The organism is Streptomyces sp. NPDC085927 (genome assembly GCF_044540975.1).
In the GTDB taxonomy this organism is placed as follows: Bacteria; Actinomycetota; Actinomycetes; order Streptomycetales; family Streptomycetaceae; genus Streptomyces; species Streptomyces hirsutus.
Window position 1 is genome coordinate 245,332 of sequence record NZ_JBITSN010000003.1, and the last position, 24,048, is coordinate 269,379.

Below are 24,048 nucleotides of genomic sequence, written 5' to 3' on the forward strand. Positions count from 1 at the left end.
GGTGCAGATCGAGTCGACCGATCGGCTACGTGACCACTCGAGCGAAGTGTCCGGGCAGGCTGTGGGTCAGGCAGGGGGACGAGTACCCCACGCATGGTGGAGAGCCGGCCGCACGTCCTTCCCGAGAGCCGCGTGCGTCGCCCCGCCCGGCAGGGTGGGCAGCTCAGCCCAGTGGGTCACGGTTTCCGCACTGGTGCGGCCGTGGGGCAGACGGACGACTCCGTCGGAGTCGACGAAGCAGTCCTTGTGCTCCGTCCCGTCCTCACTCCAGTGACGGGTCGTGAAGTACATCGGCATCACCAGCCAGAATTCCTCACCCCATGCCGTATCGGACTCGGTGATGCTGTCGGCCGGATACCGGCCCGTGATCGCTGCCGCCACCGGTGTACCGCGCGGAGGCAGTCCGTCGCGTACGTCGACCCATGTCACCACGGTGTCCAGATTCGTCATCTCCACCCTCACCCAGGCATCCTGCGCCTCGTCCTTCACCCGTGCGCCGACCCTACTTCCCCGGCTTCGGTGACCAGCCGTGTGACGGTCCCGTCGTGGTGGCCCGGTGCCTTCGCGGTGACGGGGGCCGGAGCCCGGCAGACGAGTGGGCGGATCCGTTCCGATTCGACCTCGGTGGGGCTGCCGTCGCAGGACGCTCGGGTGCTTGCGCCCATCGAGCGGAAGTCGGCCGACCTGGCAGGCGGCAGAGGCGAATCTCGCACCGTCAGGCTGCCGGACAGGGCTTCCGGCGGTCCGTTGCCCGTCTCGCGGTCGGCTCAACTGCCCAACACGGCATCGGACATGACAGGTCTCCGTCCCTGTCGGCCCTTCCAGTACTGTTCGTCCATGATTCCTGCGACGGGTGACCGCTTTCGCCCCTTCCGTGAGGAGGCGACGGCGCAAGGCATACCGGCTGACGATGTGGAGCGATGGCTGGCCACAGCCCGGCCCTGCGTGGCGCTGACACTGGCCGACGACGACGAGTTCGGACCGGTTGTGGGCCGGTTCGGCGGCCCCCTCCTGCTTCCGGCTGACATCCCGGATCCCGAACACCCCTTCGTCGCCTCTGTCGATCTCGCCGCCCTGCCGGCCGACGCAACAGATCTGTCCCTGCCGCCCGACGGCCACTTGCTGTTCTTCGCCCTGCCTGATGGCGACGGCAGGGGCCGGCCCAGGGGCAACGTGGTCCATGTCCCCGCAGGCTCAGCGGTCACGCAACGGGACACACGCTCCTGGAACTCAAGGAACGACGACGAGTACAACGCGATATTCGAGGGCTACCCGCAGGGCCCGCTGCGGGCGAGGGCCGAGGTGTCGCTCCCTTACCACACATTCGTCATTCCCCCCGGCGAGCGGGAAGCCGTAACCCTTCCCGGGCATCCCTTCTGCTCGGAACTCGTCGAGGTGTGGGAGGACACTCACGACAGCGTCGCTCGGAGAGGGCCGCTGCAGATCGGGGGATACGCGAACGAGGAGGTTGTCGAATTCGACCCGGTCGACGTCGCCGCGTCCATTGCCGCGGACGCGGTGAGAGAGGGCTCCTGGGACGGACCGGCCTCGGCCGACCCTGCGGACTGGGTGCTGCTCGCCGACTGGTATGCCGGGAGCCTCAGGAAGCGGGAGGGCTCCACCGTCCATTGGGTGATCCAACGCGAGGACCTGGCCGCGCGGCGCTTCGAGCGTGTGTTCACCACTGTTTTCTGGAACCCGTGACCGGGGCCCCGACCGATCGCTCCTCCTTGAGGTCTCGGGCACCGCGGGTGCGTCGGAGGCCGGCCGTGGTCCCCCGACTACGCCTGGATGCCGCGCCTGCAGGGTCGGCAGCCTGCTCCGGGAGCTGAACGGCGACCTGGACGGTCATGCGGACTCCCCGCGACGCCCACGCATACGCGCTGCTCGGGTGCCGGTGGTGCTCCACCTCGGCGCCAGTCATGGCCCACACCGCACTGTGGCGGGCCCACCCCTGCTCCGGGGCGGCAACGCCTTCGGGGCCACCCGCGGTCAGATCCTTGTGGAACCTCTCGAAGGCCTCCGCCACCGTGCGGAGGGGCTCCTCCACGCCGAGCCCGGTCTTGGCTCCTTCGCCGCCGAGCGGACGGAGGTCGCAGGGGGCGAGCCCCGCGAGTATGCGAGCGGCCGGGCTCGAGCGGCCGGGCTCGAGCGGACGGGAGCCCCTGCCGCGTTTCCGGCCGAGGTGGCGAAGACGGCCGATGAAATGGTCAGGGCGGCGGAAGCCCTGCACCCCACGGCCCCGCGTACGAGGGGATGGACGAAGGGGCGAAGCACGCTTTCGTCGCCGGCGGCTTCTTCGTGTACATGGTCACGCCACGCTCCGGACTCGTCACCCTCTGGCAGGTCGCGCCCGATCCGGCGGCATGACTGCCGGGTGATGGACGCCTCCCTTCCCTGATGGCTCACGGTGTCGCTTTCCAGGCCGGCCACGGGTGCCCTCGCTCGACGGCGGTACAGGCCTCGCATCAATCCATGCAAGCATGCTTGATTGTTTTTGAACTCGCTGCCATGCTCCAGGAATCCGCGCCGCACACCGCCGTGCCCCGAGGGGAGCGCCATCGTGTCCGATCCGCTGTCCGTGATCGACGATCTGCGTGAGGAGAGCGAGGAGGTCGACCGGCTCGTGGCCGGGCTCGGGCCAAAGGAGTGGGGGCTCGCGACGCCCGCCGCCGGGTGGAGCGTCGCCCATCAGGTCGCGCACCTCGCCTGGACCGACCGTTCGGCGCTGCTCGCCGTCACGGACGCGGAAGGGTTTCAGGGGCTGGTGGAGCAGGCGCTCACCGCCCCGCACACCTTCGTCGACGAGGGCGCCGAGGAGTACGCACGGCTCGCGCCCGCCGAGTTGCTCGCGCGGTGGCGCGAGGGGCGGGCGGCGCTGGAGAAGGGGCTGCGGTCCGCGCCCCCCGGCACGCGCTTCCCCTGGTACGGGCCGCCCATGTCGGCGGCCTCCATGGCGACGGCCCGGCTCATGGAGACCTGGGCCCACGGACTCGACATCGCGGACACGCTCGGTGTGGTGCGGCCCCCCACCGACCGGCTGAGGCATGTGGCCTGGCTCGGGGTGCGGACCCGGGACTTCGCCTACGGAGCGAACGGACTCACCCCGCCCGCCGACCCCTTCCGCGTCGAACTCGTCGCACCAGGGGGTGAGCTGTGGGACTACGGGCCCGTCGACGCCCCGCAGCGCGTCGGCGGGCCCGCGCTCGACTTCTGCCTCCTGGTCACCCAGCGCGCCCACCGCGCCGATCTCGCCCTCACCGCCGACGGCCCCGACGCCGACCGCTGGCTCGACATCGCCCAGGCCTTCGCCGGGCCGCCCGGGGGCGGACGCCCGCCGAAGGGGGAGAGCGGGGACGGCCAGGGGCACACCCCGTGACGGCGGCCCTGCGGATCGGGAACGCCTCCGGGTTCTACGGGGACCGCTTCGACGCCCTGCGCGAGATGCTCACCGGCGGCGAGCTCGACGTCCTCACCGGCGACTACCTCGCCGAGCTGACCATGCTCATCCTCGCCCGCGACCGGCTCAAGGACCCCTCCGCCGGATACGCCCGCACCTTCCTGCGGCAACTGGAGGAGTGCCTCGGCCTCGCCCACGAGCGGGGGGTGAGGATCGTCGCCAACGCCGGCGGGCTCAACCCGGCGGGGCTCGCCGACGCCGTGCGGGAACTGGCCGGGCGGCTCGGCATCCCGGCGCGGGTCGCGCACGTCGAGGGCGACGACCTCACCGCCCGCCATCCGGGGAGCCTCGCCGCGCACGCCTACCTCGGCGGCTTCGGCATCGCGGCCTGCCTGCGCGGGGGCGCCGATGTCGTCGTGACCGGGCGGGTCACCGACGCCGCCCTGGTCACCGGCCCGACCGCCGCGCACTTCGGCTGGGCGCCGACCGACTACGACCGGCTCGCGGGAGCCGTCGTCGCCGGGCACGTGCTGGAGTGCGGGACCCAGGCCACCGGCGGCAACTACGCCTTCTTCGGCGAGCGGCCCCCCGGCGACCTCCTGCGGCCCGGCTTCCCGCTCGCCGAACTGCGCGAGGACGGCAGCAGCGTCATCACCAAGCACCCCGGCACCGGCGGCTTCGTCGACGCCGGCACCGTCACCGCGCAACTGCTCTACGAGACCGGCGGCGCCCGGTACGCCGGGCCGGACGTCACCGCCCGGCTCGACACCGTACGGCTCACCCGGGAGGGACCCGACCGGGTACGGATCGACGGAGTGCGCGGAGAGGCACCGCCGCCCACGCTCAAGGCCGGGCTCAACCGGCTCGGCGGTTTCCGCAACGAGGTCGTGTTCGTCCTCACCGGCCTCGGCATCGAGGCCAAGGCGGACCTCGTGAGGGAGCAGATGACCGCCGCACTCGCCACGTCGCCGCCCGCCGAGACGCGCTGGGAACTCGTGCGTACCGACCGGCCCGACGCGGACACGGAGGAGACCGCGAGCGCGCTGCTGCGGCTCGTCGTGCGGGACCCGGGGCAGGAAGCGGTCGGGCGGGCGTTGAGCGGGGCCGCCATCGAGCTGGCGCTGGCCAGCTACCCCGGATTCCATGTGCTGGCGCCACCGGGGAAGGGCGCCCCCTATGGAGTGTTCGAGGATGTGTACGTCCCCCATGGTTCCGTCGACCATGTGGCCGTCCTCCACGACGGCCGCCGCATCCCGGTGGGCCCGCCCCACGACACTGTCGTCCTCGCGGACGTACCGGAGCCGGAGCCGCCGGAGCCCCTGGCGCCCGGCCCGGTCCGGGGCGCCCCGCTCGGCCTGATCGCCGGCGCCCGCAGCGGGGACAAGGGCGGGAACGCCAACGTCGGGGTGTGGGCGCGGGGCGACGACGCCTGGCGGTGGCTCGCGCACGAGCTGACCGTCGAGCGGTTTCGCGAACTGATCCCCGAGGCCGCCGGTCTGCCCGTCACCCGGCACGTGCTGCCCCGCCTGCGCGCCCTGAACTTCGTCGTCGAGGGCATCCTCGGCGAGGGCGTCGCCGCACAGGCCCGTTTCGACCCGCAGGCCAAGGCGCTCGGCGAATGGCTGCGCTCCCGCCGTCTGGACATCCCGGAGGCCCTCCTGTGACCGTCCTCGCATCCGCCCTGGACACGGCGGGCCCCGACCACCGGGCCCACCGCGAGGCCATGCTCGGCAAGCTCGCCGCACTCGACACCGAACACGCCAAGGCCCTCGCGGGCGGCGGCGAGAAGTACGTCGACCGGCACCGCGGGCGCGGCAAGCTGCTCGCCCGCGAACGCATCGAACTGCTCCTCGACCCCGACACCCCGTTCCTGGAGCTGTCCCCGCTGGCCGCGTGGGGGAGCGAGTACACGACCGGCGCCTCCCTGGTCACCGGGATCGGTGTCGTCGAGGGCGTGGAGTGCCTGATCACGGCCAACGACCCGACGGTGCGCGGCGGCGCCAGCAACCCGTGGAGCCTGAAGAAGGCCCTGAGGGCGAACGACATCGCGCTCGCCAACCGGCTGCCGTTCATCAGCCTGGTGGAGTCCGGCGGCGCCGACCTGCCCTCCCAGAAGGAGATCTTCATCCCCGGCGGGGCGATCTTCCGGGACCTGACCAGGCTCTCGGCGGCCGGCATCCCGACCGTCGCCGTCGTCTTCGGCAACTCCACCGCCGGAGGCGCGTACATCCCCGGCATGTCCGACCACGTGATCATGGTCAAGGAGCGGGCGAAGGTGTTCCTCGGCGGTCCGCCGCTGGTGAAGATGGCCACCGGGGAGGAGAGCGACGACGAGTCCCTGGGCGGCGCCGGGATGCACGCGCGGGTGTCGGGCCTCGCCGACTACTTCGCCGTCGACGAACCGGACGCCCTGCGCCAGGCCCGGCGGGTCGTGGCCCGCCTCAACCACCGCAAGGCGTACCCCGACCCGGGGCCGGCCGAGCCGCCCACGTACGACCAGGAGGAGCTGCTGGGCATCGTCCCCGGCGACCTGAAGACCCCCTTCGACCCGCGCGAGGTGATCGCGCGGATCGTCGACGGCTCCGACTTCGACGAGTTCAAACCGCTCTACGGGACCAGCCTGACCACCGGCTGGGCCGCCCTGCACGGCTATCCCTTGGGCATCCTCGCGAACGCCCAAGGGGTGCTGTTCAGCGAGGAGTCGCAGAAGGCCGCCCAGTTCATCCAGCTCGCCAACCAGCGCGACATCCCGCTGCTCTTCCTGCACAACACCACCGGCTACATGGTCGGCAAGGAGTACGAACAGGGCGGCATCATCAAGCACGGCGCCATGATGATCAACGCGGTCAGCAACTCGAAGGTCCCCCACCTGTCGGTCCTCATGGGCGCCTCGTACGGCGCCGGGCACTACGGCATGTGCGGGCGGGCGTACGAACCGCGGTTCCTGTTCGCCTGGCCCGGCGCCAAGTCCGCCGTCATGGGCCCGCAGCAGCTCGCCGGGGTGCTGTCCATCGTCGCCCGGCAGTCGGCGGCGGCGAAGGGCCGGCCCTACGACGACGAGGCGGACGCGGCGCTGCGCGCCATGGTCGAGCAGCAGATCGAGTCCGAGTCGCTGCCCATGTTCCTGTCGGGCCGGCTGTACGACGACGGCGTCATCGACCCGCGCGACACCCGCACCGTCCTCGGCCTGTGCCTGTCGGCCGTCCACACGGCGCCCTACGAGGGCGTGCGCGGTGGCTTCGGCGTCTTCCGGATGTGAGGGGATCATGGTGATCGGTACTGTCCTCGTCGCCAACCGGGGCGAGATCGCCTGCCGGATCGCGCGCACCTGCGGCGAACTGGGCATCCGGACGGTGGCCGTGCACTCGGACGCCGACGCGAACGCCCTGCACACGCGCGTGGCGGACGCGTCCGTACGCCTGCCGGGGGCGGCACCCGCCGACACGTATCTGCGCGGCGACCTCGTCGTGAAGGCCGCGCTCGCGGCCGGCGCGGACGCCGTGCACCCCGGCTACGGCTTCCTCTCCGAGAACGCCGGCTTCGCGCGCGCCGTCCAGGACGCCGGCCTGGTGTGGATCGGGCCGCCACCGGAGGCGATCGAGGCGATGGCGTCCAAGACGCGCGCCAAGGAACTCATGGGCATCGCGCCCCTGCGCGAGGTCACCGGGGCCGACCTGCCGGTGCTGGTGAAGGCGGCCGCGGGCGGCGGCGGACGCGGGATGCGCGTCGTACGCGACCTCGCCGACCTGGACGCCGAACTGGCCGCCGCGCGCGCGGAGGCCACGAGCGCCTTCGGCGACGGCGAGGTGTTCGTCGAGCCCTATGTGGAGGGCGGGCGCCATGTGGAGGTGCAGGTCCTCGCCGACACGCACGGCACGGTGTGGGCGCTCGGCACCCGGGACTGCTCCCTCCAGCGCCGCCACCAGAAGGTGATCGAGGAGTCCCCGGCCCCCGGCCTGACCGCGGAACTCACCGCCGAACTCCACGCGCTCGCCGTGCGCGCCGCCCGCGCGGTCGGCTACACCGGCGCCGGAACCGTCGAGTTCCTCGTCGCCGACGGCCGGGCGCACTTCCTGGAGATGAACACCCGGCTGCAAGTGGAACACCCGGTCACGGAAGCCGTGTTCGGCCTCGACCTCGTCGCCGAACAGATCCGCGTCGCCGAGGGCCACCGGCTCGACGGCGACCCGCCCTCCGCGCGCGGGCACGCCGTGGAGGCCCGCCTGTACGCGGAGGACCCCGCCCACGGGTGGGCGCCGCAGACCGGCCGCCTGCACCGCCTCGCCGTCCCCGGCGCGGTCCGCCTGGACACCGGGTTCACCGACGGCGACGACATCGGCGTCCACTACGACCCGATGATCGCCAAGGTCGTCGCCCACGCGCCCACCCGCGCGGAGGCGGTCCGCACACTGGCCTCCGCCCTGGAGCGGGCGGCGATCCACGGCCCCGTCACCAACCGGGACCTGCTCGTCCGCTCCCTGCGGCACCCGGAGTTCGCGGAAGGCCGCATGGACACCGGCTTCTACGACCGGCACCTGCCCGCACTGACCGAGCCGGTCCCCGACCCGTACGCCCCGCTCGCCGCCGCCCTCGCCGACGCCCACGGCCGCTCCCGGTTCGGCGGCTGGCGCAACCTGCCCTCGCAGCCGCAGGTCAAGCGGTACGCCATGGCCGGCGAGGAGCACGAGGCGCGCTACCGGCACACACGGGACGGGCTCGCCGCCGACGAGGTCCAGGTGGTGCACGCCGAGGCCGGGCTGGTCGTCCTCGAAGTGGACGGCGTGCGGCGCCGGTTCGAGGTCGGCCGGTACGGCGACCGGGTGTGGGTCGACGGCACCGCCCTCACCGCCCTGCCCCGCTTCCCCGACCCCACCGCCCAGCTCGCGCCGGGCTCCCTGCTGGCCCCGATGCCGGGCACGGTCGTACGGGTCGCGGACGGGCTGGCCGCGGGCGCCTCCGTGCAGGCCGGGGAGCCCCTGCTCTGGCTGGAGGCGATGAAGATGCAGCACAGGATCTCCGCCCCGGTCACCGGAACGCTGAGCGCCCTGCACGCGACCCCGGGACAGCAGGTGGAGGTCGGTGCCCTCCTGGCCGTCGTGGACCCCGCCCAGCCCCCCGCCGCGGACACACCTCCCGCCTGAGACCCCGCCACGGACACAGCTCCCCCCGAGACCCCACTGCGAGCACAGTTTCCACCTGACGCGAAGCCCTTCCCCTAGGAGCGCTCATGCCCGTCATCGAATCCGAAGAGCACAAGGCCCTCCGCGCGGCCGTCTCCGCCCTCGGCAACCGCTACGGCCGCGCCTACTTCACCCGGACCGTCGACGAGGGCGTGCCCGCCGCCGAACTCTGGGCGGACGCCGGCAAGCTCGGCTACCTCGGGGTCAACCTGCCGGAGGAGTACGGCGGGGGCGGAGGCGGCGTCGCCGAGCTGTCCATCGTCCTGGAGGAACTGGGCGCCGCCGGCTGCCCGCTCCTGCTGCTCGTCGTCTCGCCCGCCATCTGCGGCACGGTCATCGCCCGCTTCGGCACCGAGGCGCAGAAGCGGGAGTGGCTGCCGGGCCTCGCCGACGGCACCCGCTCCATGGCGTTCGGCATCACCGAACCCGACGCCGGTTCCAACTCGCACCGCATCACGACCACCGCGCGCCGCGACCCCGACACCGGGGACTGGCTGCTCACCGGCCGCAAGGTGTTCGTCTCCTGCGTCGACGTCGCCGACGCCACCCTCATCGTCGGCCGCACCGAGACCGTGTCCGCCAAGGAGGGCCGCACCGGCAACCTCAAGCCCTGCCTGTTCATCGTCCCGCGCGACACCGAGGGCTTCCAGCGGCGGAAGATAGACATGGAACTCAGCGCTGCCGAGAACCAGTTCGAGCTGACCCTCGACGACGTACGGCTGCCCGCCGACGCCCTCGTCGGCGACGCGGACGCGGGCCTGCTCCAGCTGTTCGCCGGGCTCAACCCCGAGCGGATCATGACGGCCGCCTTCGCGATCGGCATGGGCCGCCACGCCCTGGCCAAGGCCGTCGAGTACGCGCGGGAACGCACGGTGTGGAAGGCGCCCATCGGCGCGCACCAGGCCATCGCGCACCCTCTCGCGCAGGCGCACATCGAGCTCGAACTGGCCCGCCTGATGATGCAGAAGGCCGCCCACCTCTACGACGCCGGCGACGACGTCGGCGCGGGCGAGGCCGCCAACATGGCCAAGTACGCCGCCGCCGAGGCCTGTGTGAAGGCCGTCGACCAGGCCGTGCACACCCTCGGCGGGAACGGCCTCACGCGCGAGTTCGGCCTCGCCTCGCTGGTGACCGCCGCGCGGGTGTCCCGGATCGCCCCGGTGAGCCGGGAGATGATCCTGAACTACGTCTCCCACCAGACCCTGGGCCTGCCCAAGTCCTACTGAGCGGCAGGGGCTTTCACCGATCGGGGTCGGCAGCACCGGCAGCACCGGCAGCACCGGCAGCACCGGCAGCACCGGCAGCACCGGCAGCGCCGGAAATGCCAGTGGTTCCGAGCAGCACCGAGCAGTGCTGAAACCGGCGGTAACCAGTAGTACTGAGAGGCGTCACGGCACATCCAGGAGTACCGAACACCGAGTCGTACCGAACCGGCACAGCGTTGTGCGAGGAGGAACCATGTTCCGCAGCGAGTACGCAGACGTTCCACCCGTCGAGCTCCCCATCCACGACGCGGTGCTCGCGCGCGCCGCCGAGTTCGGGAGCACCCCGGCACTCATCGACGGCACCGACGGCACCACCCTCACCTACGAGCAGGTGGACCGGTTCCACCGGCGCGTCTCGGCCGCTCTCGCCGAGACCGGCGTGCGCAAGGGCGACGTGCTCGCCCTGCACAGCCCCAACACGATCGCCTTCCCGCTCGCCTTCTACGCGGCCACCCGCGCGGGCGCGTCGGTCACCACCGTCCACCCGCTCGCCACCGCCGAGGAGTTCGGCAAGCAGCTGGCGGACTCCGGAGCCCGCTGGATCATCACCGTTTCCCCGCTGCTTCAGACCGCGCGCAGGGCGGCCGAACTCGCGGGCGGTGTCGAGGAGATCCTCGTCTGCGACAGCGCGCCCGGCCACCGCTCGCTGATCGACATGCTGGCCTCCACCGCCCCCGAGCCGCAGGTCGCCATCGACCCCGTCGAGGACGTCGCCGCCCTGCCGTACTCCTCCGGCACCACCGGCACCCCCAAGGGCGTGATGCTCACGCACCGCCAGATCGCCACGAACCTCGCCCAGCTCGAACCGCTGATCACCACCGGTCCCGGCGACCGCATCCTCGCCGTGCTGCCGTTCTTCCACATCTACGGCCTCACGGCCTTGATGAACGCCCCCCTGCGCATGGGCGCCACCGTCGTCGTCCTCCCGCGCTTCGACCTGGAGACGTTCCTGGCGGCCATCCAGAACCACCGCATCACCGGCCTGTACGTGGCCCCGCCCATCGTCCTGGCGCTCGCCAAGCACCCGCTGGTCGCCGAGTACGACCTCAGCTCCCTGAAGCACATCATCAGCGCCGCCGCCCCCCTGGACGCGAGCCTCGCCGCCGCCTGCTCGCAGCGGCTCGGCCTGCCGCCCGTCGGCCAGGCGTACGGCATGACGGAACTCTCGCCCGGCACCCACGTCGTCCCCCTGGACGCCATGGACGACGCGCCCCCCGGCACCGTCGGCAAGCTCATCGCCGGCACCGAGATGCGGATCGTCGCCCTCGACGACCCGGCCAAGGACCTCGGCCCCGGCGAGTCCGGCGAGATCCTCATCCGCGGCCCTCAGGTCATGAAGGGCTACCTCGGCCGGCCCGACGCCACCGACGCGATGATCGACGAGGACGGCTGGCTGCACACCGGCGATGTCGGCCACACCGATGAGGACGGCTGGCTGTTCGTCGTCGACCGGGTCAAGGAACTCATCAAGTACAAGGGCTTCCAGGTCGCCCCCGCCGAACTCGAGGCGCTGCTCCTGACCCACCCCGGCATCGCCGACGCCGCCGTCATCGGCGCCTACAACGACGACGGCAACGAGGTCCCGCACGCCCACGTCGTCCGCCAGCCGTCCGCCCCCGGGCTCTCGGAGAGCGAGGTCATGATGTACGTCGCCGAACACGTCGCCCCGTACAAACGGGTCCGCCACGTCACGTTCCTCGACGCCGTCCCCCGCGCGGCCTCCGGGAAGATCCTGCGCCGCGAACTCAGGGCGCGGTCCGAGGAGCCCTCGTGACCCTGATCGGCCGCACGCGCACGCGGGGCGTCGAGACCCTCAGCCTCGACGCCCCCGAGCGCCGCAACGCCCTGTCCGCCGCCCTCGTCGCCGAGCTGGCCGGCGCGCTCACCGACGCCGGCCGGGACGACGGCGTCCGCGCGGTCGTGCTCACACACACCGGGAACACCTTCAGCGCGGGGGCCGACCTGCGCGACCCGCCGGCCCCCCAGGACCTCACCGGCCTGTTGAAGCAGCTGCTCGAACTGCCGAAACCGGTCGTCGCGCGGGTCACCGGGCACGTCCGCGCGGGCGGCCTCGGACTGCTCGGCGCCTGCGACATCGCCGCCGCCTCGGACACGGCCACGTTCGCCTTCACCGAGGTCCGCATCGGCGTCGCCCCCGCCGTCATCTCCCTGCCGCTGCTGCCCCGCACCGACCCGCGCGCGCTCGCCCGCTACTACCTCACCGGGGAGCGCCTCGACGCCGCCGAAGCCGTCCGCACCGGCCTGCTCACCGCGTACGGCGAGGACGTCGACGAGGTCCTCGCCCCCGTCCTCGACGGGCTGCGCCGAGCCGCCCCCGAGGCCCTGGCCGAGACGAAACGGCTGCTCACGGCTAGGGTGCTGGAGACCTTCGACCGGGACGCCGCCGACCTGACCGCGCTCTCGGCCCGCCTCTTCTCCTCCGCCACCGCGCGCGAGGGGATGACGGCCTTCCTCGAACGACGGGATCCGGAATGGACGGTTTGAGCACGACCGATCGCAGTGACCGCAGTGACCGCAGCGATCGAAGCGACCGTGCCGAACGCGTCCCCAAGCAGGACCGCAGCCGGGCCACCCGGCAGCGCCTCCTGGAAGCCGCCGTGGCCTGCCTCGCCGAACACGGCTGGGCGGGCTCCACGGTCCTCGTCGTCGCCGAACGCGCGGGCGTCTCGCGGGGAGCGGCCCAGCACCACTTCCCGACCCGCGAGGACCTCTTCACGGCTGCCGTGGAGTACGTGGCCGAGGAACGCTCCACCGCCCTGCGTGCCCTCTTCCCCGAAGGCGCCACCGCCGGCGACCGACGCGCGGTGGTCACCGCCCTGATCGACCTCTACACCGGACCTCTGTTCCGCGCCGCCCTCCACCTGTGGGTCGCCGCCTCCAACGAGGAGCAGCTGCGGCCCCGCGTGACCGAGCTGGAATCCCGCATCGGCCGGGAGAGCCACCGCGTCGCCGTGGAACTCCTCGCCGCCGACGAGACCCGCCCCGGCGTCCGCGAGACCGTCCAGGGCCTCCTCGACATGGCCCGCGGCCTGGGCCTCGCCACCCTCCTCACCGACGACGCGGCCCGCCGCGAACGGGTGGTACGACAGTGGGCGGCCCTGCTGGACGGGGCGCTGGGCCGAAGGCTCACGGACTGAGCCGCTCCACCCGCCAGCCGCCGTCCGGCCGTGCCACGTACCGCAGGCGGTCGTGCAGGCGGTTCTCGCGGCCCTGCCAGAACTCCACCGCCTGCGGGGCCACCCGGAAGCCGCCCCAGTGCGGCGGGACCGGCACCTGCTCGCCCTCCGGGTACCGGGCCGCCAGCTCCGCGTACGCCGCGTCCAGGTCCGCGCGGTCCGTCAGCACCGACGACTGGCCGCTCGCCCACGCGCCCAGCTGCGAGCCGTGCGGCCGGGTGCGGAAGTAGGCGGCCGTCTCGTCCCGGCCGGTGCGCCGCGCGACTCCGGTGACGATGACCTGCCGGGCCATCGGATGCCACGGGAACAGCAGCGAGACGTACGGGTTCCCGGTCAGCTCGCGCCCCTTGCGGGAGTCGTAGTTCGTGTAGAACACGAACCCCCGCTCGTCGAAGTGCTTCAGCAGCACCGTGCGGGAGCTGGGCCGTCCCTTGGTGTCCGCCGTGGACACGATCATCGCGTTCGGCTCGAAGAGGCCGCCGTCCGTCGCCGCCTGCTTGAACCAGCGTGCGAACTGCTCGAGGGGAGTGGCGGCCAGGTCGGTCTCGGAAAGCCCCTCGGCCCGGTACTGCTTGCGCATCGAGGCGAGATCGAGGGGAACAGCGTCTCGGTCGGTCACGCCGTCATCCTGCCGTATGCGCGGAGAGCGCGGGCGGGGCGTCCGAGGGCCGGGAGGGGCGGGGCGGGGGGAGGCCGTCCGCAACGAAGTGGCACTGAGTGCCGCAAGCCCTCCCCAAAAATGGCACTCAGGGATATCGTGCTGGGCAGTGAGCCGGTTGGGTAGCCGCCAGCCGGGCATCACAGGGGTGACGTCCCGGACCGCGAGTCCTCACGATGACGACCGCGGAGCCTTCGGACGCGCACTCACCTCGACAGATCGACCGGTTACCGACCGGTCGACCCACCGACCGGCCGGCGCGTGGTCGTCCCACCCGCACCACCATCCGTCGTCCCCATCATGAGGAGCCGCCTGATGTCCGACTTCGTACCCGGGCTCGAAGGAGTCGTCGCGTTCGAGACGGAGATCGCCGAACCGGACAAGGAGGGCGGCGCCCTCCGGTACCGGGGCGTCGACATCGAGAATCTGGTCGGGCACGTCTCCTTCGGGAACGTCTGGGGCCTTCTCGTCGACGGAGCCTTCAACCCCGGTCTGCCGCCCGCCGAACCCTTCCCGATCCCCGTCCACTCCGGTGACGTCCGCGTCGACGTCCAGTCCGCGCTCGCCATGCTGGCACCCGTCTGGGGCCTGAAACCGCTCCTCGACATCGACGCCGAGCGGGCCCGCGACGACCTCGCGCGCGCCGCCGTCATGGCTCTCTCCTACGTCGCCCAGTCCGCGCGCGGCCAGGGCCGGCCCATGGTCCCGCAGAGCGAGATCGACAAGGCGCGCTCCGTCGTCGAACGCTTCATGATCCGCTGGCGCGGCGAGCCCGACCCCAAGCACGTCGCCGCCGTCGACGCGTACTGGACCTCCGCCGCCGAGCACGGCATGAACGCCTCCACCTTCACGGCCCGCGTCATCGCCTCCACCGGCGCGGACGTGGCCGCGGCCCTCTCGGGCGCCGTCGGCGCCATGTCGGGCCCCCTGCACGGCGGCGCGCCCTCGCGCGTCCTCGGCATGATCGAGGAGATCGAACGCACCGGGGACGCCGAGGCGTACGTGAAGCGGGTGCTCGACCAGGGCGAGCGCCTCATGGGCTTCGGCCACCGCGTCTACCGCGCCGAGGACCCCCGCGCCCGTGTGCTGCGCCGCACCGCGCGCGATCTCGGCGCCCCGCGCTTCGAGGTCGCCGAGGCGCTGGAGAAGGCCGCCCTGGCCGAGCTCCACGCCCGCCGTCCCGACCGCGTCCTGGCCACCAACGTCGAGTTCTGGGCCGCCATCGTCCTGGACTTCGCCGAGGTGCCGGCCCACATGTTCACCTCGATGTTCACCTGTGCCCGGACCGCGGGCTGGTCGGCCCACATCCTCGAGCAGAAGCGCACCGGCCGCCTGGTCCGCCCCTCCGCCCGCTACATGGGCCCCGGCAACCGCGACCCGAAGGAGATCGAGGGCTACGCGGACATCGCCGACCGGGCCTGACACCCGCGGTGCGACGGGAGCCCGGGGCCCGAGGGGTTCCGGCGCTCCCGGAAACGCAGACGACCCGCGAGCCCGGTCCTCTCAAGGAGGGGCCGGCCGGACGTACCGGCGACTCGCGGGTCGGGCGACTGCGTTGGATTGGGCCGGTCGCGTGCGTCAGGCACACGCTGGTCCGGCGCCGAACCGAGTACGGCGACGGGCTACTGGCCCGCAGCCACCTCTTCCGTCCGGTATGAATACATCTGCCGAACCACCTCCTTTCCGGAATACCCCCACCCTAGGAACCGTCCCGCCGTCCGATCAACCGGTTTTTCGAGATATTGACCGTTGGACGTGTCACCGCCGGTCACCTACCGTGCGGCGCATGGGAGACACGGGGCGGCGGACGATCACGGGCGGGTCGGTGTTCGAGGAGCGGATCGGTTACGCGCGGGCCGTGGTGGACGGGGACCGGGTGTACGTGTCCGGGACCACCGGGTTCGACTACGCGGCCATGACGATCTCCGACGACGTGGTCGAGCAGGCCGAGCAGTGCCTGCGGAACATCGAAGCGGCCCTGGACGGGGCGGGATGCACCTTCGCGGACGTCGTGCGGGTGCGTTACCTGCTGCCCGCGCGGGAGGACTTCGAGCCGTGCTGGCCCGTGCTGAGGCGCTGCTTCGGCGAGGTCCGGCCCGCGGCGACCATGCAGGTGTGCGGGCTCGCCGATCCCCGGATGAGGATCGAGATCGAGGTGGACGCCCGGCGGGGGAGCGGCGGGAAGGCGCGGGACGGCGGAGGCTGAGCGGAGTGCGGGGACGCCGGACGGGGACGGCGGCCGGGACCGGGCGGGGGCCGGGCGGGACCGGGTATGCCGGTGGCGTACAACGATTTTCTCAATGTTGCGGGAACCCGGTGTGCGCTGAGTCACGTTCAAGTTGAATGATTGCAAGTGGGCGGACCGACGTGCCGTACGTAGGACGCAGCTGCAGGGGGTCCAGGTGAGTGCTTCCCGGCGTAGTGGGACCACCGACGAACTGGGGCCCGAAGAGCCCGGGCGGGAGAGTTCGGACGGTTCCGATCTGCTGGCCGCGTTGCTGGACGGCATGGACGCCGCCCTGTGCGCCTTCGACGCGGACGCGGTGGTGACGCACTGGAACCGCGAGGCGGAGCGCATCCTCGGATGGACCGCGGCCGAGGCCGTGGGCCGGCGGGGCTTCGCCGGATGGGCGGTGCGCGGCGCGGACGCCGCGGAGGTCGAGGGGCGGTTGATGTCGGCCATGGACGCCTCGGGCCGGCAGGTGAACGAGTTCGCGCTGCTGACCAAGGACGGCGGCCGGGTGCTGGTGCGCACGCAGTCCGCGGCCGTACGCGGGCCCGACGGGAAGCCGGCCGGCGTGTACTGCGCGTTCAGCGAGGTGCACGCGCAGATCGACCTGGAGCGGTCGATCGCACTGAGCGAGGCGCTGCTGGAGGAAGCGAGCTGGGGCGTCGTCCTCGTCGACGCCGATCTGCGGCCCGCCGTGGTGAACGCACACGCGGCGAAGGCGTTCGGCACCGGGCGCACCTCCGTACTGGGGCGGCCGCTCGGGGAGCTGCTGTCGCAGGGCGTGGAGGAGCTGGAGAGCGCGCTCACCCATGTGCTGGCCCAGGGCGCTCCGCCCGCGCCCGCCGAGATCTGGGTGAGTGTGCGGGAGCCGGAGGGCGAGCGGCGGCGGTGCTGGCGGTGCGGCTTCGTGCGGCTGGCGTCGCCGCTGGCGGAGGAGCCGGTGCCGCTCGGCGTGGGCTGGATGTTCCAGGACGTGACCGAGGTCCGGCAGAGCGAGCAGGAGGCCTCACTGGTGCGGTTCCGGGCGCAGCAGCTGCACCGGGCGGCGCGGGCGGCGGCCGAGTGCGAGGACCCGGCGGAGGCCGTCACCGTCCATCTGGACTTCGCGCTCGCCGGATTCGCCGACCACGCGCTGATCGACCGCGTCGCGGACCGGGCGGCCGACGGGAGCGCGGGTGACGCGGAGAGCACGGGCCGGGCCCGCCTGGTGCGGATCGCGGCCACTCCGTCCGGGGCGCCGGGGCCGAGCCGGCTCGCCGGGCAGGCGGGTCTGCCGGTGCGGTACGGCCAGGGCCATCCCGCCCTGCGGTGCGTCGAGCGGGCCGGTTCCGTACGGGCCGACGCGGGGGCGGTGCCGGCGGAGGAGGCGCGCGCGTGGGCGGTGTCCCGGCAGTGGCCGGCGGACGCGGCGCACGCCCTGTGCACGGTGCTGCGCAGCCGGGGCCGGACGCTCGGTGCCGTGACGTTTCTGCGGGGCCCGGGGCGCAACGCCTTCGAACGCCCCGACGCGATGTACGCGGAGGAGGTGGCCCACCGCATCGCCGCGGCCCTGGACCTGATGGGGGCGGCCGGGCAGCGGGAGTGACCCCGGCCCGGCGGCCGGAGCGGCGGCGCGGTTCAGTGCCGGTAGAAGATCCGGTCGCCGTACTGCTCCAGGATGCGGCCGTTCCAGTCGTGGCCGCCGTCGACGTTGCCGGAGCGCAGGAGGGGCGGCTCGATGCCGCGGTCGGCCAGGGTGGCGGCCGCGGTGGCCATGACCGCCTGGAGGAGAGCCGCGGTGACGACGGTGGAGGCGGGGGCGAAGGGGGCGGGGACGTTGTCCAGGGCCAGCTCCGCGTCGCCGACCGCGATCTTGGAGTCCAGGACGAGATCGCAGTGGTCCTTGAGGTACGTCCCCGACACGTGCCGGGACGTCGTCTCCGTCGCGTACGCCACCGAGGTCACGCCGATGACCTTCAGGCCCAGGGCGCGGGCGTTCATGGCCATCTCCACGGGGAGCGCGTTGCGCCCGGACAGGGAGACGATCACCAGCGCGTCGCCCGCGCGGGCCGGGGACGAGTCGAGCACGGCGCTCGCGAGCCCGTCGACGCGTTCGAGGGCCGAGCCGAGGGTGGCCGGCATCACGTCGACGCCGACGACGCCCGGGACGGCGAGCAGGTTCATCAGGGCGAGTCCGCCCGCGCGGTAGACGATGTCCTGCGCGGCGAGCGAGGAGTGGCCGGCGCCGAAGGCGAAGAGGCGTCCGCCGTCCGCGACCGTGTCGGCGAGCAGGGTGCCCGCGGCCGCGACGGAGCCGGCCTCCTCGTCGCGGACCCGGTGCAACAGGCCGATCGCGGCATCGAGGAACTGGCCGGCCGGCGTACGGTCGCTCATGCGGCATCCCTTCGGGGTGGACTGCTGCCGATCACCGTGCGGTCTGGACCAGTACCCTGTCAATATGGCGGCCCGAGGGCCGGAAGCCCTCCGCGGCGGCCCCGCACCACCGTGTACCGCTCCGTGCACACCTTTCGTTCCACGGCGCGGCTCGGTTGTCGGTGTCATGCGTCAGAATTGAGTCCAGGGCCAGCGCATGCGCCGGTGAGCCGTCCAGCCTCCGGCAGAGCCAATCGCAGATATCTCATCGAGGGGCACGTATGTCCGGACTGATCGACACCACGGAGATGTATCTCCGCACCATCCTCGAGCTGGAGGAGGAAGGCGTGGTCCCCATGCGCGCCAGGATCGCGGAGCGGCTCGACCAGAGCGGGCCGACGGTCAGCCAGACGGTGGCCCGGATGGAGCGCGACGGCCTGGTGTCCGTCGCCGCCGACCGGCATCTGGAGTTCACCGACGAGGGCCGCCGGCTCGCCACCCGCGTGATGCGCAAGCACCGCCTCGCCGAGTGTCTGCTCGTCGACGTGATCGGCCTGGAGTGGGAGCAGGTGCACGCCGAGGCCTGCCGCTGGGAGCACGTGATGAGCGAGGCCGTCGAGCGCCGCGTGCTGGAGCTGCTGCGGCACCCCACCGAGTCGCCCTACGGCAACCCGATCCCGGGCCTGGAGGAGCTGGGCGAGAAGGACGGCGCCGTCCCGTTCCTGGACGAGGGCATGGTGTCCCTGGCCGATCTCGCCCCGGGTCCCGAGGGCAAGACGGTCGTGGTGCGCCGTATCGGCGAGCCGATCCAGACGGACGCGCAGCTGATGTACACGCTGCGCCGGGCGGGCGTCCAGCCCGGTTCGGTGGTCAGCGTGACGGAGTCGGCGGGCGGTGTGCTGGTGGGCAGCAGCGGTGAGGCGGCCGAGCTGGCGAAGGACATCGCCTCCCACGTCTTCGTCGCCAAGCCGTAGTCCCGGGCCCGGCCGGTGGGCAGCGGCCGGACAGGGGGCGGGGCAGGGGCGGGGAGCGGGGTCGGCGCGGTGCCGGTCCCGTGACGGGGCGCGTGTTCGCGTCCGGTCAACTCGGCTGCTGCGCAAGGAAGTTGCTCCGGTGGCGTCGCGGCGCCGGTGCGATCGCGCCGAATCCGGATCGAGTGTGCCGAAGGGCAGCGCTCGCCCGGTTCGCGTGCGAGGCTGTCGCGTGAGGCATATGACCTGAGGGGCTCTTGGCCGGGCCGACCGCGCTGTCGTCCGGCCGGGGAGGGGCGGGACGATGTGCCGTGACCACGTGAGGAGCCCCGGCGCCACACGGCGCCGGGGCCTGTCCTCCCCTGTGCTGACCCGGAGCCCCGAGCTCCCAGGGTCATTCCCTGCGGACCAATTTCCCCGAGAGGTCCGCCTCCCGTTGGAGATCTCCCCCCGGTCGCGGCGCTCAATCCCCGAGCGGGGTCACTCGTACGAGGGGTGTTGACGGCCAAAACCCTGTTTTCGAAAGCACATTCGATAACCTGTGGGGCGGTAACAGCGGGCAGGGCAAGCAGCACGGCAAGCAGCGAGCTGGGGGTGCCAAGACAATGGCGCGACGCATCGACGTGACGGGGTCGGACGGCGTACGTCTCGCCGCCTGGGAGTTCGGCGATCCGCCCAAGACCGGCAGCGACCCGACGGAGCACACCACCGGGAGCGACGCCTCGAGCGTGCTGTTGCTCCACGGGCTCATGGGCCGCGCCTCGCACTGGGCGTCCACCGCCCGCTGGCTCTCCGGGCGGTACCGGGCGGTCGCCCTGGACCAGCGCGGCCACGGGCGCAGCGACAAGCCCCCGCAGGCCTCGTTCACCCGTGACGCCTATGTCGACGACACCGAGGCCGTCCTCGAGCAGCTGGGCCTCGGGCCGGCCGTCCTCATCGGCCACGCCATGGGCGCCCTGACCGCCTGGCAACTGGCCTCCAAACGCCCCGACCTGGTGCGCGGGCTGATCATCTGCGACATGCGGGCCTCCGCGCTCGGGGCTGCCTCGCAGCGCGAGTGGGCCCAGTGGTTCAAGGCCTGGCCCGTTCCGTTCGCCACCCTCGCCGACGTCCGCAAGTGGTTCGGCGAGGACGACCCCTGGGTGGAGCGGCCGAACCCGGCCCGCGGCGAGTTCTACGCCGAGGTGATGGCCGAGTCCCCGGACGGATGGCGGCCGGTCTTCGACCTCGACCAGATGCTCCGCTCCCGCGAGACCTGGGTGTACGACGCGCACTGGGAGGAGCTGGCCCAGGTGCGGTGCCCCACCCTGGTGGTCCGCGGCCTCGACGGCGCACTGGGCCGCGCGGAGGCCCAGGAGATGGTCCGGGTCCTGCCCCGCGGCCGGTACGCGGAGGTGGCCGACGCCGGCCACCTCGTCCACTACGACCAGCCCGACGCCTGGCGCACCGCCATCGAACCGTTCCTGGACACCCTTCAGGACGCTTGAGCCCCGGGCCCCGGGTTCCGGGCCCCCGCTCTGCCGCGGGCCCCGTACCGCTGCCCCGTACCCGCCCTCGTTCCGTGCCCCTGCCGTGCCCTTCAGCCCTTGCTGACCGCCGTGAGGATCTCCGGCAGGCGGCGGGCCGTGCTCGGAGCCGCGAGGCGGAGACCGGCGAGGGCGAGGGCGGCACCGTACGCCGTGCCTGCCGGCAGCAGCAGCCACGTCCAGCCCTCGCCGCCCGCGCTCACGTTCAGCCAGATCGTGAGGACGATGACCGGCGCGCAGAGCACGGCCGCCGCCACCATGCCGCCGAAGATCGAGATCCAGGCGAGTCCGGCCTGCCCGGGGGCGACGTTCTTGTGGCCCTCCTGCGGGATCGAGTACGGGAAGCGCGCCGACGTCCACGCGCCGGTCGCGAGCATCGCGCCCAGCAGGGCGAAGGACAGCCCCAGGGCCTCCGGCAGCCGCGGCCAGTCGCCGAGCATCGCGGTGGTCACGACGGTCACGAGCGTCGAGTAGGGCAGGGTGACCAGCAGCAGGGCCAGAGCGCGGGCACGGAGTTCGACGTAGGCGTCCCGGGTGCCGGAGATCGTCATCGCGACCATCCAGAACGCGGAGGTGTCCTGCCCGAACTGGTTGTACATCATGATGCCGAGCATCCCGGCGGCGAAGCAGGCGAAGTAGACCGAGCCGGTGCCCTGCCAGGCGTTGAACACCGGCACGATCAGCCCGATGGCCAGCGAGGTCACCCACGCCGCCTTGGTCTTGGGGTCGCGCCAGACGTAGCGGAGGCTGCGTTCCATGGCCGTGCCGGTGCGCCCCGCGGGCAGCAGCCGGGCGAGCCCGGCCGGGGAACGGTCGCGCACGGCCGCCTCCCCGCTCTGCAGGGTGGACCCGTCGGGCGAGGTCATCAGCCGGGACAGCGAGCGCGACCAGAGCGCCAGCAGCACCGCCAGGGCCCCGGCGGTCAGGGCGAGCTGGACGGCGGCGGCCCCGTACGCGCCCTCGCCCGCCGAGTGCACCGCGCCGACCGCGGACGCCGGCGGAATCCACCGGACCACGTCCGCCGCCGGGTCGAGCTGGTCCAGCCCGGCGGAACCCAGCCGCTGCACGGCGAAGTTGACGAACTGCGCGCCGACCGCGATCACGAGTCCGCTGAGCACCGCGAGGTCGCGTCCCCTGCGACTGGTCAGCAGCCGCACGTTGGCGGTGGCGACCGCGCGGGCCAGCGCCACGCACACCAGCAGCGCGAGCGGGACGGCGAGGACACCGGCGGCGATCGCCGCCCCGCCGTGCGCGACGGCGATCGCCGAACCGGCCAGCACGCACAGCGTGAACAGCGGTCCGATGCCGACCAGCGAGGCGGCGAGCAGGGCCCGCACCAGCGGGCGGGGACGCAGCGGCAGCATCACCAGCCGGGACGGGTCGAGGGTCTCGTCGCCACCGGGGAAGAACAGCGGCATCACCGCCCAGCCCAGTGCCAGCACCGCCACGAGGAGCACGACCAGCGACTCGGCGTGGTCGACGCGGCGCAGCGCGATCAGGCCGACGAGCTGGAGCGCGGCGAACAGCAGGGCGAGGACGGCCGAGGCGATGTAGGCGGCCCTGCGGCCACCGGACTGCCGCAGTCCGTTGCGCAGCAGGGACAGCTTCAGCCGGACGAGGACCGGCGTCACCGAAGGGGCGGGAGCACCGGGAGCACGGGGAGGGGGAGTGGTGCCGGGGGCGGGGACGGGCGCGGTCACCGGGACCCGCCGCCCAGCCAGTCGAGGTCGGAGCCGGTGTCGCGGCCGTGCGCGCCGACGAGTTCCAGGAACGCCGTCTGCAGCGAGGGCGCGTCGCCGCGCACCTCGGCGAGCGGCCCGTGGGCGCGGATCCGGCCCGCGGCCATCACCGCGACCCAGTCGCAGAGCGACTCGACGAGCTCCATGACGTGGGAGGAGAACACGACCGTCGCCCCGGAGGCGGTGTACCGCTCCAGGACGCCCCGGATGATCTGCGCGGAAACCGGGTCGACGCCTTCGAACGGCTCGTCCAGGAAGAGCACTTCGGGATTGTGCAGGAGCGCGGCGGCGAGGCCGATCTTCTTGCGCATGCCGGTCGAGTAGTCGACGACGAGCTTGTGCTGGGCCCCGGCCAGGTCGAGGACGTCGAGGAGCTGGGTGGCCCGTTTGTCGACCTCGGCGCCCGGCAGGCCGCGCAGCCGGCCGGTGTAGGCGAGCAGTTCGCGCCCCGACAGCCGCTCGAACAGCCGCAGCCCTTCCGGCAGCACCCCGATCCGCGCCTTGACCTCGACCGGGTCGCGCCACACGTCGTGGCCCACGACCTCGACGGTGCCCTGGTCGGGCCGCAGCAGCCCGGTCACCATCGACAGCGTGGTGGTCTTGCCGGCCCCGTTCGGCCCGACGAGCCCGATGAACCTGCCCGCGGGCAGCTCCAGATCGATCCCCGCCACCGCGGCCTGTCGGCCGAACCGCTTCCAGAGCCCTCGCACCCGTACGGCGGCCGAGCCCACCCCTGTCCGCTCTGTTCCCTCCGTCATACGAAGCACCCTACGGGGGCCGGTCCGGCGCCGGGACGGGTCGCGCGCGCCGGGATCCTCTCCCGGAACGCCCTACTGCTTCTGCCGTTCCCGGCGTTCCCGGCGGTCCTGCCGGTCCCGGCCGCACGCGTACGCCAGCGCCGGGATCAGCTCCGCGGCGTCCGGCAGCCACCGGTTCGCCGGTGTCGGCCCGCTGGCCCACTGCACGGCCCCCCTGGACCCGAACCGCGTGGGCGGCGCCGCCACGTACGCGCCCTCGCCCCGCACGGACAGATCGAGCGGGGACAGCGACCAGCCCAGGCCACGGATCAGGCTCGGCGCCTTCGCCGCGGCGCCGGGGAGCACGAAGAATTCCATGCGCCGGGCGGGCGTCAGGATCACCGGACCGAGCGCCAGTTCCATCCGCTCCATCCGGGCCAGCGCCAGGAACCCGGCCGTCTCGGGGACGGAGATCGTGTCGAAGGCGTGGCCGGTGGGCAGCAGGATCGAGGCCGTCGGCCACATCTGCCACATGCGGCGGACGGCCGTCGCGCTGCCGGTCGCCTGGCCCGCCCAGTCGGAGCGCGCCGGGTGTGCGCCGGGCGCCGGGCACTCGACGACACCGCACGAGCAGCGGTGCACCCCGTCGACGGCCTCCAGCCACGTGCCCGGGAACACGTCCCAGTGGCGCTCCTCGGTGTAGCGAACCGCGGTGTCCAGCAGGGTTTCCCCGCGCTGCTTCGGAATCTGTCCGGCATCGGTGCCCGGGATCGTCTCTTCCACGCTGAACACA

Annotated in this window: 20 protein-coding genes; 14 read left to right on the forward strand and 6 right to left on the reverse strand. The window is 72.9% G+C overall.

Annotated elements, in window-relative coordinates:
- Positions 1 to 66 precede the first annotated feature (66 nt).
- The gene (locus ACIF80_RS10130) at positions 67 to 450 is read right to left on the reverse strand and encodes an AQJ64_40280 family protein (protein WP_399801835.1); all 384 of its coding nucleotides are present in this window, start codon (positions 448 to 450) and stop codon (positions 67 to 69) included.
- Between the two features lie 387 nt (positions 451 to 837).
- On the opposite strand from ACIF80_RS10130, the gene ACIF80_RS10135 reads away from it, so the two are divergent.
- The 9 genes from ACIF80_RS10135 (at position 838) to ACIF80_RS10175 (ending at position 13,003) form a co-directional block, all read left to right on the forward strand.
- Complete coding sequence (locus tag ACIF80_RS10135; protein ID WP_399801838.1) at positions 838 to 1,704, forward strand: DUF1963 domain-containing protein; 867 nt, start codon at positions 838 to 840, stop codon at positions 1,702 to 1,704.
- Positions 1,705 to 2,563: 859 nt separating this feature from the next.
- Entirely contained in the window at positions 2,564 to 3,379 is an 816-nt protein-coding gene (locus ACIF80_RS10140) for a TIGR03084 family metal-binding protein (RefSeq protein ID WP_399801841.1), read from the forward strand.
- A complete protein-coding gene (locus ACIF80_RS10145) occupies positions 3,376 to 5,064 on the forward strand; it encodes an acyclic terpene utilization AtuA family protein (protein WP_399801844.1) in 1,689 nt (562 codons plus the stop codon). The genes ACIF80_RS10140 and ACIF80_RS10145 overlap by 4 nt, the downstream gene beginning before the upstream one ends.
- Complete coding sequence (locus ACIF80_RS10150) at positions 5,061 to 6,659, forward strand: acyl-CoA carboxylase subunit beta (RefSeq protein WP_399801846.1); 1,599 nt, start codon at positions 5,061 to 5,063, stop codon at positions 6,657 to 6,659. The genes ACIF80_RS10145 and ACIF80_RS10150 overlap by 4 nt, the downstream gene beginning before the upstream one ends.
- Before the next feature lie 10 nt (positions 6,660 to 6,669).
- Positions 6,670 to 8,541 (forward strand): biotin carboxylase N-terminal domain-containing protein, encoded by a 1,872-nt coding sequence (locus tag ACIF80_RS10155; protein WP_399802616.1) that lies wholly within the window; start codon positions 6,670 to 6,672, stop codon positions 8,539 to 8,541.
- An 86-nt stretch (positions 8,542 to 8,627) separates the two neighbouring features.
- A complete protein-coding gene (locus tag ACIF80_RS10160; protein ID WP_399801849.1) occupies positions 8,628 to 9,806 on the forward strand; it encodes an acyl-CoA dehydrogenase family protein in 1,179 nt (392 codons plus the stop codon).
- 232 nt (positions 9,807 to 10,038) lie between these two features.
- The gene (locus ACIF80_RS10165; RefSeq protein WP_399801852.1) at positions 10,039 to 11,619 is read left to right on the forward strand and encodes a 4-coumarate--CoA ligase family protein; all 1,581 of its coding nucleotides are present in this window, start codon (positions 10,039 to 10,041) and stop codon (positions 11,617 to 11,619) included.
- Positions 11,616 to 12,350, forward strand: a complete 735-nt coding sequence (locus ACIF80_RS10170) for an enoyl-CoA hydratase family protein (protein ID WP_399801855.1) — start codon at positions 11,616 to 11,618, stop codon at positions 12,348 to 12,350. The genes ACIF80_RS10165 and ACIF80_RS10170 overlap by 4 nt, the downstream gene beginning before the upstream one ends.
- On the forward strand, positions 12,338 to 13,003 hold the full coding sequence (locus tag ACIF80_RS10175) for a TetR/AcrR family transcriptional regulator (RefSeq protein ID WP_399801858.1): 666 nt from the start codon (positions 12,338 to 12,340) through the stop codon (positions 13,001 to 13,003). Before ACIF80_RS10170 ends, ACIF80_RS10175 begins: the two co-directional genes overlap by 13 nt.
- Here ACIF80_RS10175 and pdxH read toward each other — a convergent pair.
- On the reverse strand, positions 12,993 to 13,661 hold the full coding sequence (gene pdxH / locus ACIF80_RS10180) for a pyridoxamine 5'-phosphate oxidase (protein WP_399801861.1): 669 nt from the start codon (positions 13,659 to 13,661) through the stop codon (positions 12,993 to 12,995). The two genes, ACIF80_RS10175 and pdxH, sit on opposite strands and share 11 nt — an antisense overlap.
- 354 nt (positions 13,662 to 14,015) lie before the next feature.
- On the opposite strand from pdxH, the gene ACIF80_RS10185 reads away from it, so the two are divergent.
- The 3 genes from ACIF80_RS10185 (at position 14,016) to ACIF80_RS10195 (ending at position 17,515) form a co-directional block, all read left to right on the forward strand.
- Complete coding sequence (locus tag ACIF80_RS10185) at positions 14,016 to 15,122, forward strand: citrate synthase 2 (RefSeq protein WP_399801864.1); 1,107 nt, start codon at positions 14,016 to 14,018, stop codon at positions 15,120 to 15,122.
- Positions 15,123 to 15,486: 364 nt separating this feature from the next.
- Positions 15,487 to 15,906, forward strand: a complete 420-nt coding sequence (locus ACIF80_RS10190) for a RidA family protein (protein WP_399801867.1) — start codon at positions 15,487 to 15,489, stop codon at positions 15,904 to 15,906.
- A 196-nt stretch (positions 15,907 to 16,102) separates the two neighbouring features.
- Complete coding sequence (locus ACIF80_RS10195; RefSeq protein ID WP_399801870.1) at positions 16,103 to 17,515, forward strand: PAS domain-containing protein; 1,413 nt, start codon at positions 16,103 to 16,105, stop codon at positions 17,513 to 17,515.
- Between the two features lie 32 nt (positions 17,516 to 17,547).
- Here the strand turns inward: ACIF80_RS10195 and ACIF80_RS10200 are convergent, their stop codons facing one another.
- Entirely contained in the window at positions 17,548 to 18,303 is a 756-nt protein-coding gene (locus ACIF80_RS10200; RefSeq protein ID WP_399801872.1) for an SIS domain-containing protein, read from the reverse strand.
- Between the two features lie 260 nt (positions 18,304 to 18,563).
- On the opposite strand from ACIF80_RS10200, the gene ACIF80_RS10205 reads away from it, so the two are divergent.
- Together ACIF80_RS10205 and ACIF80_RS10210 are read left to right on the forward strand one after the other, a co-directional pair.
- Positions 18,564 to 19,256, forward strand: a complete 693-nt coding sequence (locus ACIF80_RS10205; protein WP_399801874.1) for a metal-dependent transcriptional regulator — start codon at positions 18,564 to 18,566, stop codon at positions 19,254 to 19,256.
- Positions 19,257 to 19,858: 602 nt separating this feature from the next.
- On the forward strand, positions 19,859 to 20,740 hold the full coding sequence (locus tag ACIF80_RS10210) for an alpha/beta fold hydrolase (RefSeq protein ID WP_399801877.1): 882 nt from the start codon (positions 19,859 to 19,861) through the stop codon (positions 20,738 to 20,740).
- A gap of 92 nt (positions 20,741 to 20,832) precedes the next feature.
- Here the strand turns inward: ACIF80_RS10210 and ACIF80_RS10215 are convergent, their stop codons facing one another.
- The 3 genes from ACIF80_RS10215 to ACIF80_RS10225 form a co-directional block, all read right to left on the reverse strand.
- On the reverse strand, positions 20,833 to 22,479 hold the full coding sequence (locus tag ACIF80_RS10215) for a transporter (RefSeq protein WP_399801879.1): 1,647 nt from the start codon (positions 22,477 to 22,479) through the stop codon (positions 20,833 to 20,835).
- Positions 22,476 to 23,276: an ABC transporter ATP-binding protein gene (locus tag ACIF80_RS10220; RefSeq protein WP_399801882.1), complete on the reverse strand. Its 801-nt coding sequence runs from the start codon at positions 23,274 to 23,276 to the stop codon at positions 22,476 to 22,478. The genes ACIF80_RS10215 and ACIF80_RS10220 overlap by 4 nt, the downstream gene beginning before the upstream one ends.
- A 72-nt stretch (positions 23,277 to 23,348) precedes the next feature.
- A complete protein-coding gene (locus ACIF80_RS10225) occupies positions 23,349 to 24,047 on the reverse strand; it encodes a bifunctional DNA primase/polymerase (RefSeq protein ID WP_399801885.1) in 699 nt (232 codons plus the stop codon).
- Position 24,048: the final 1 nt, after the last annotated feature.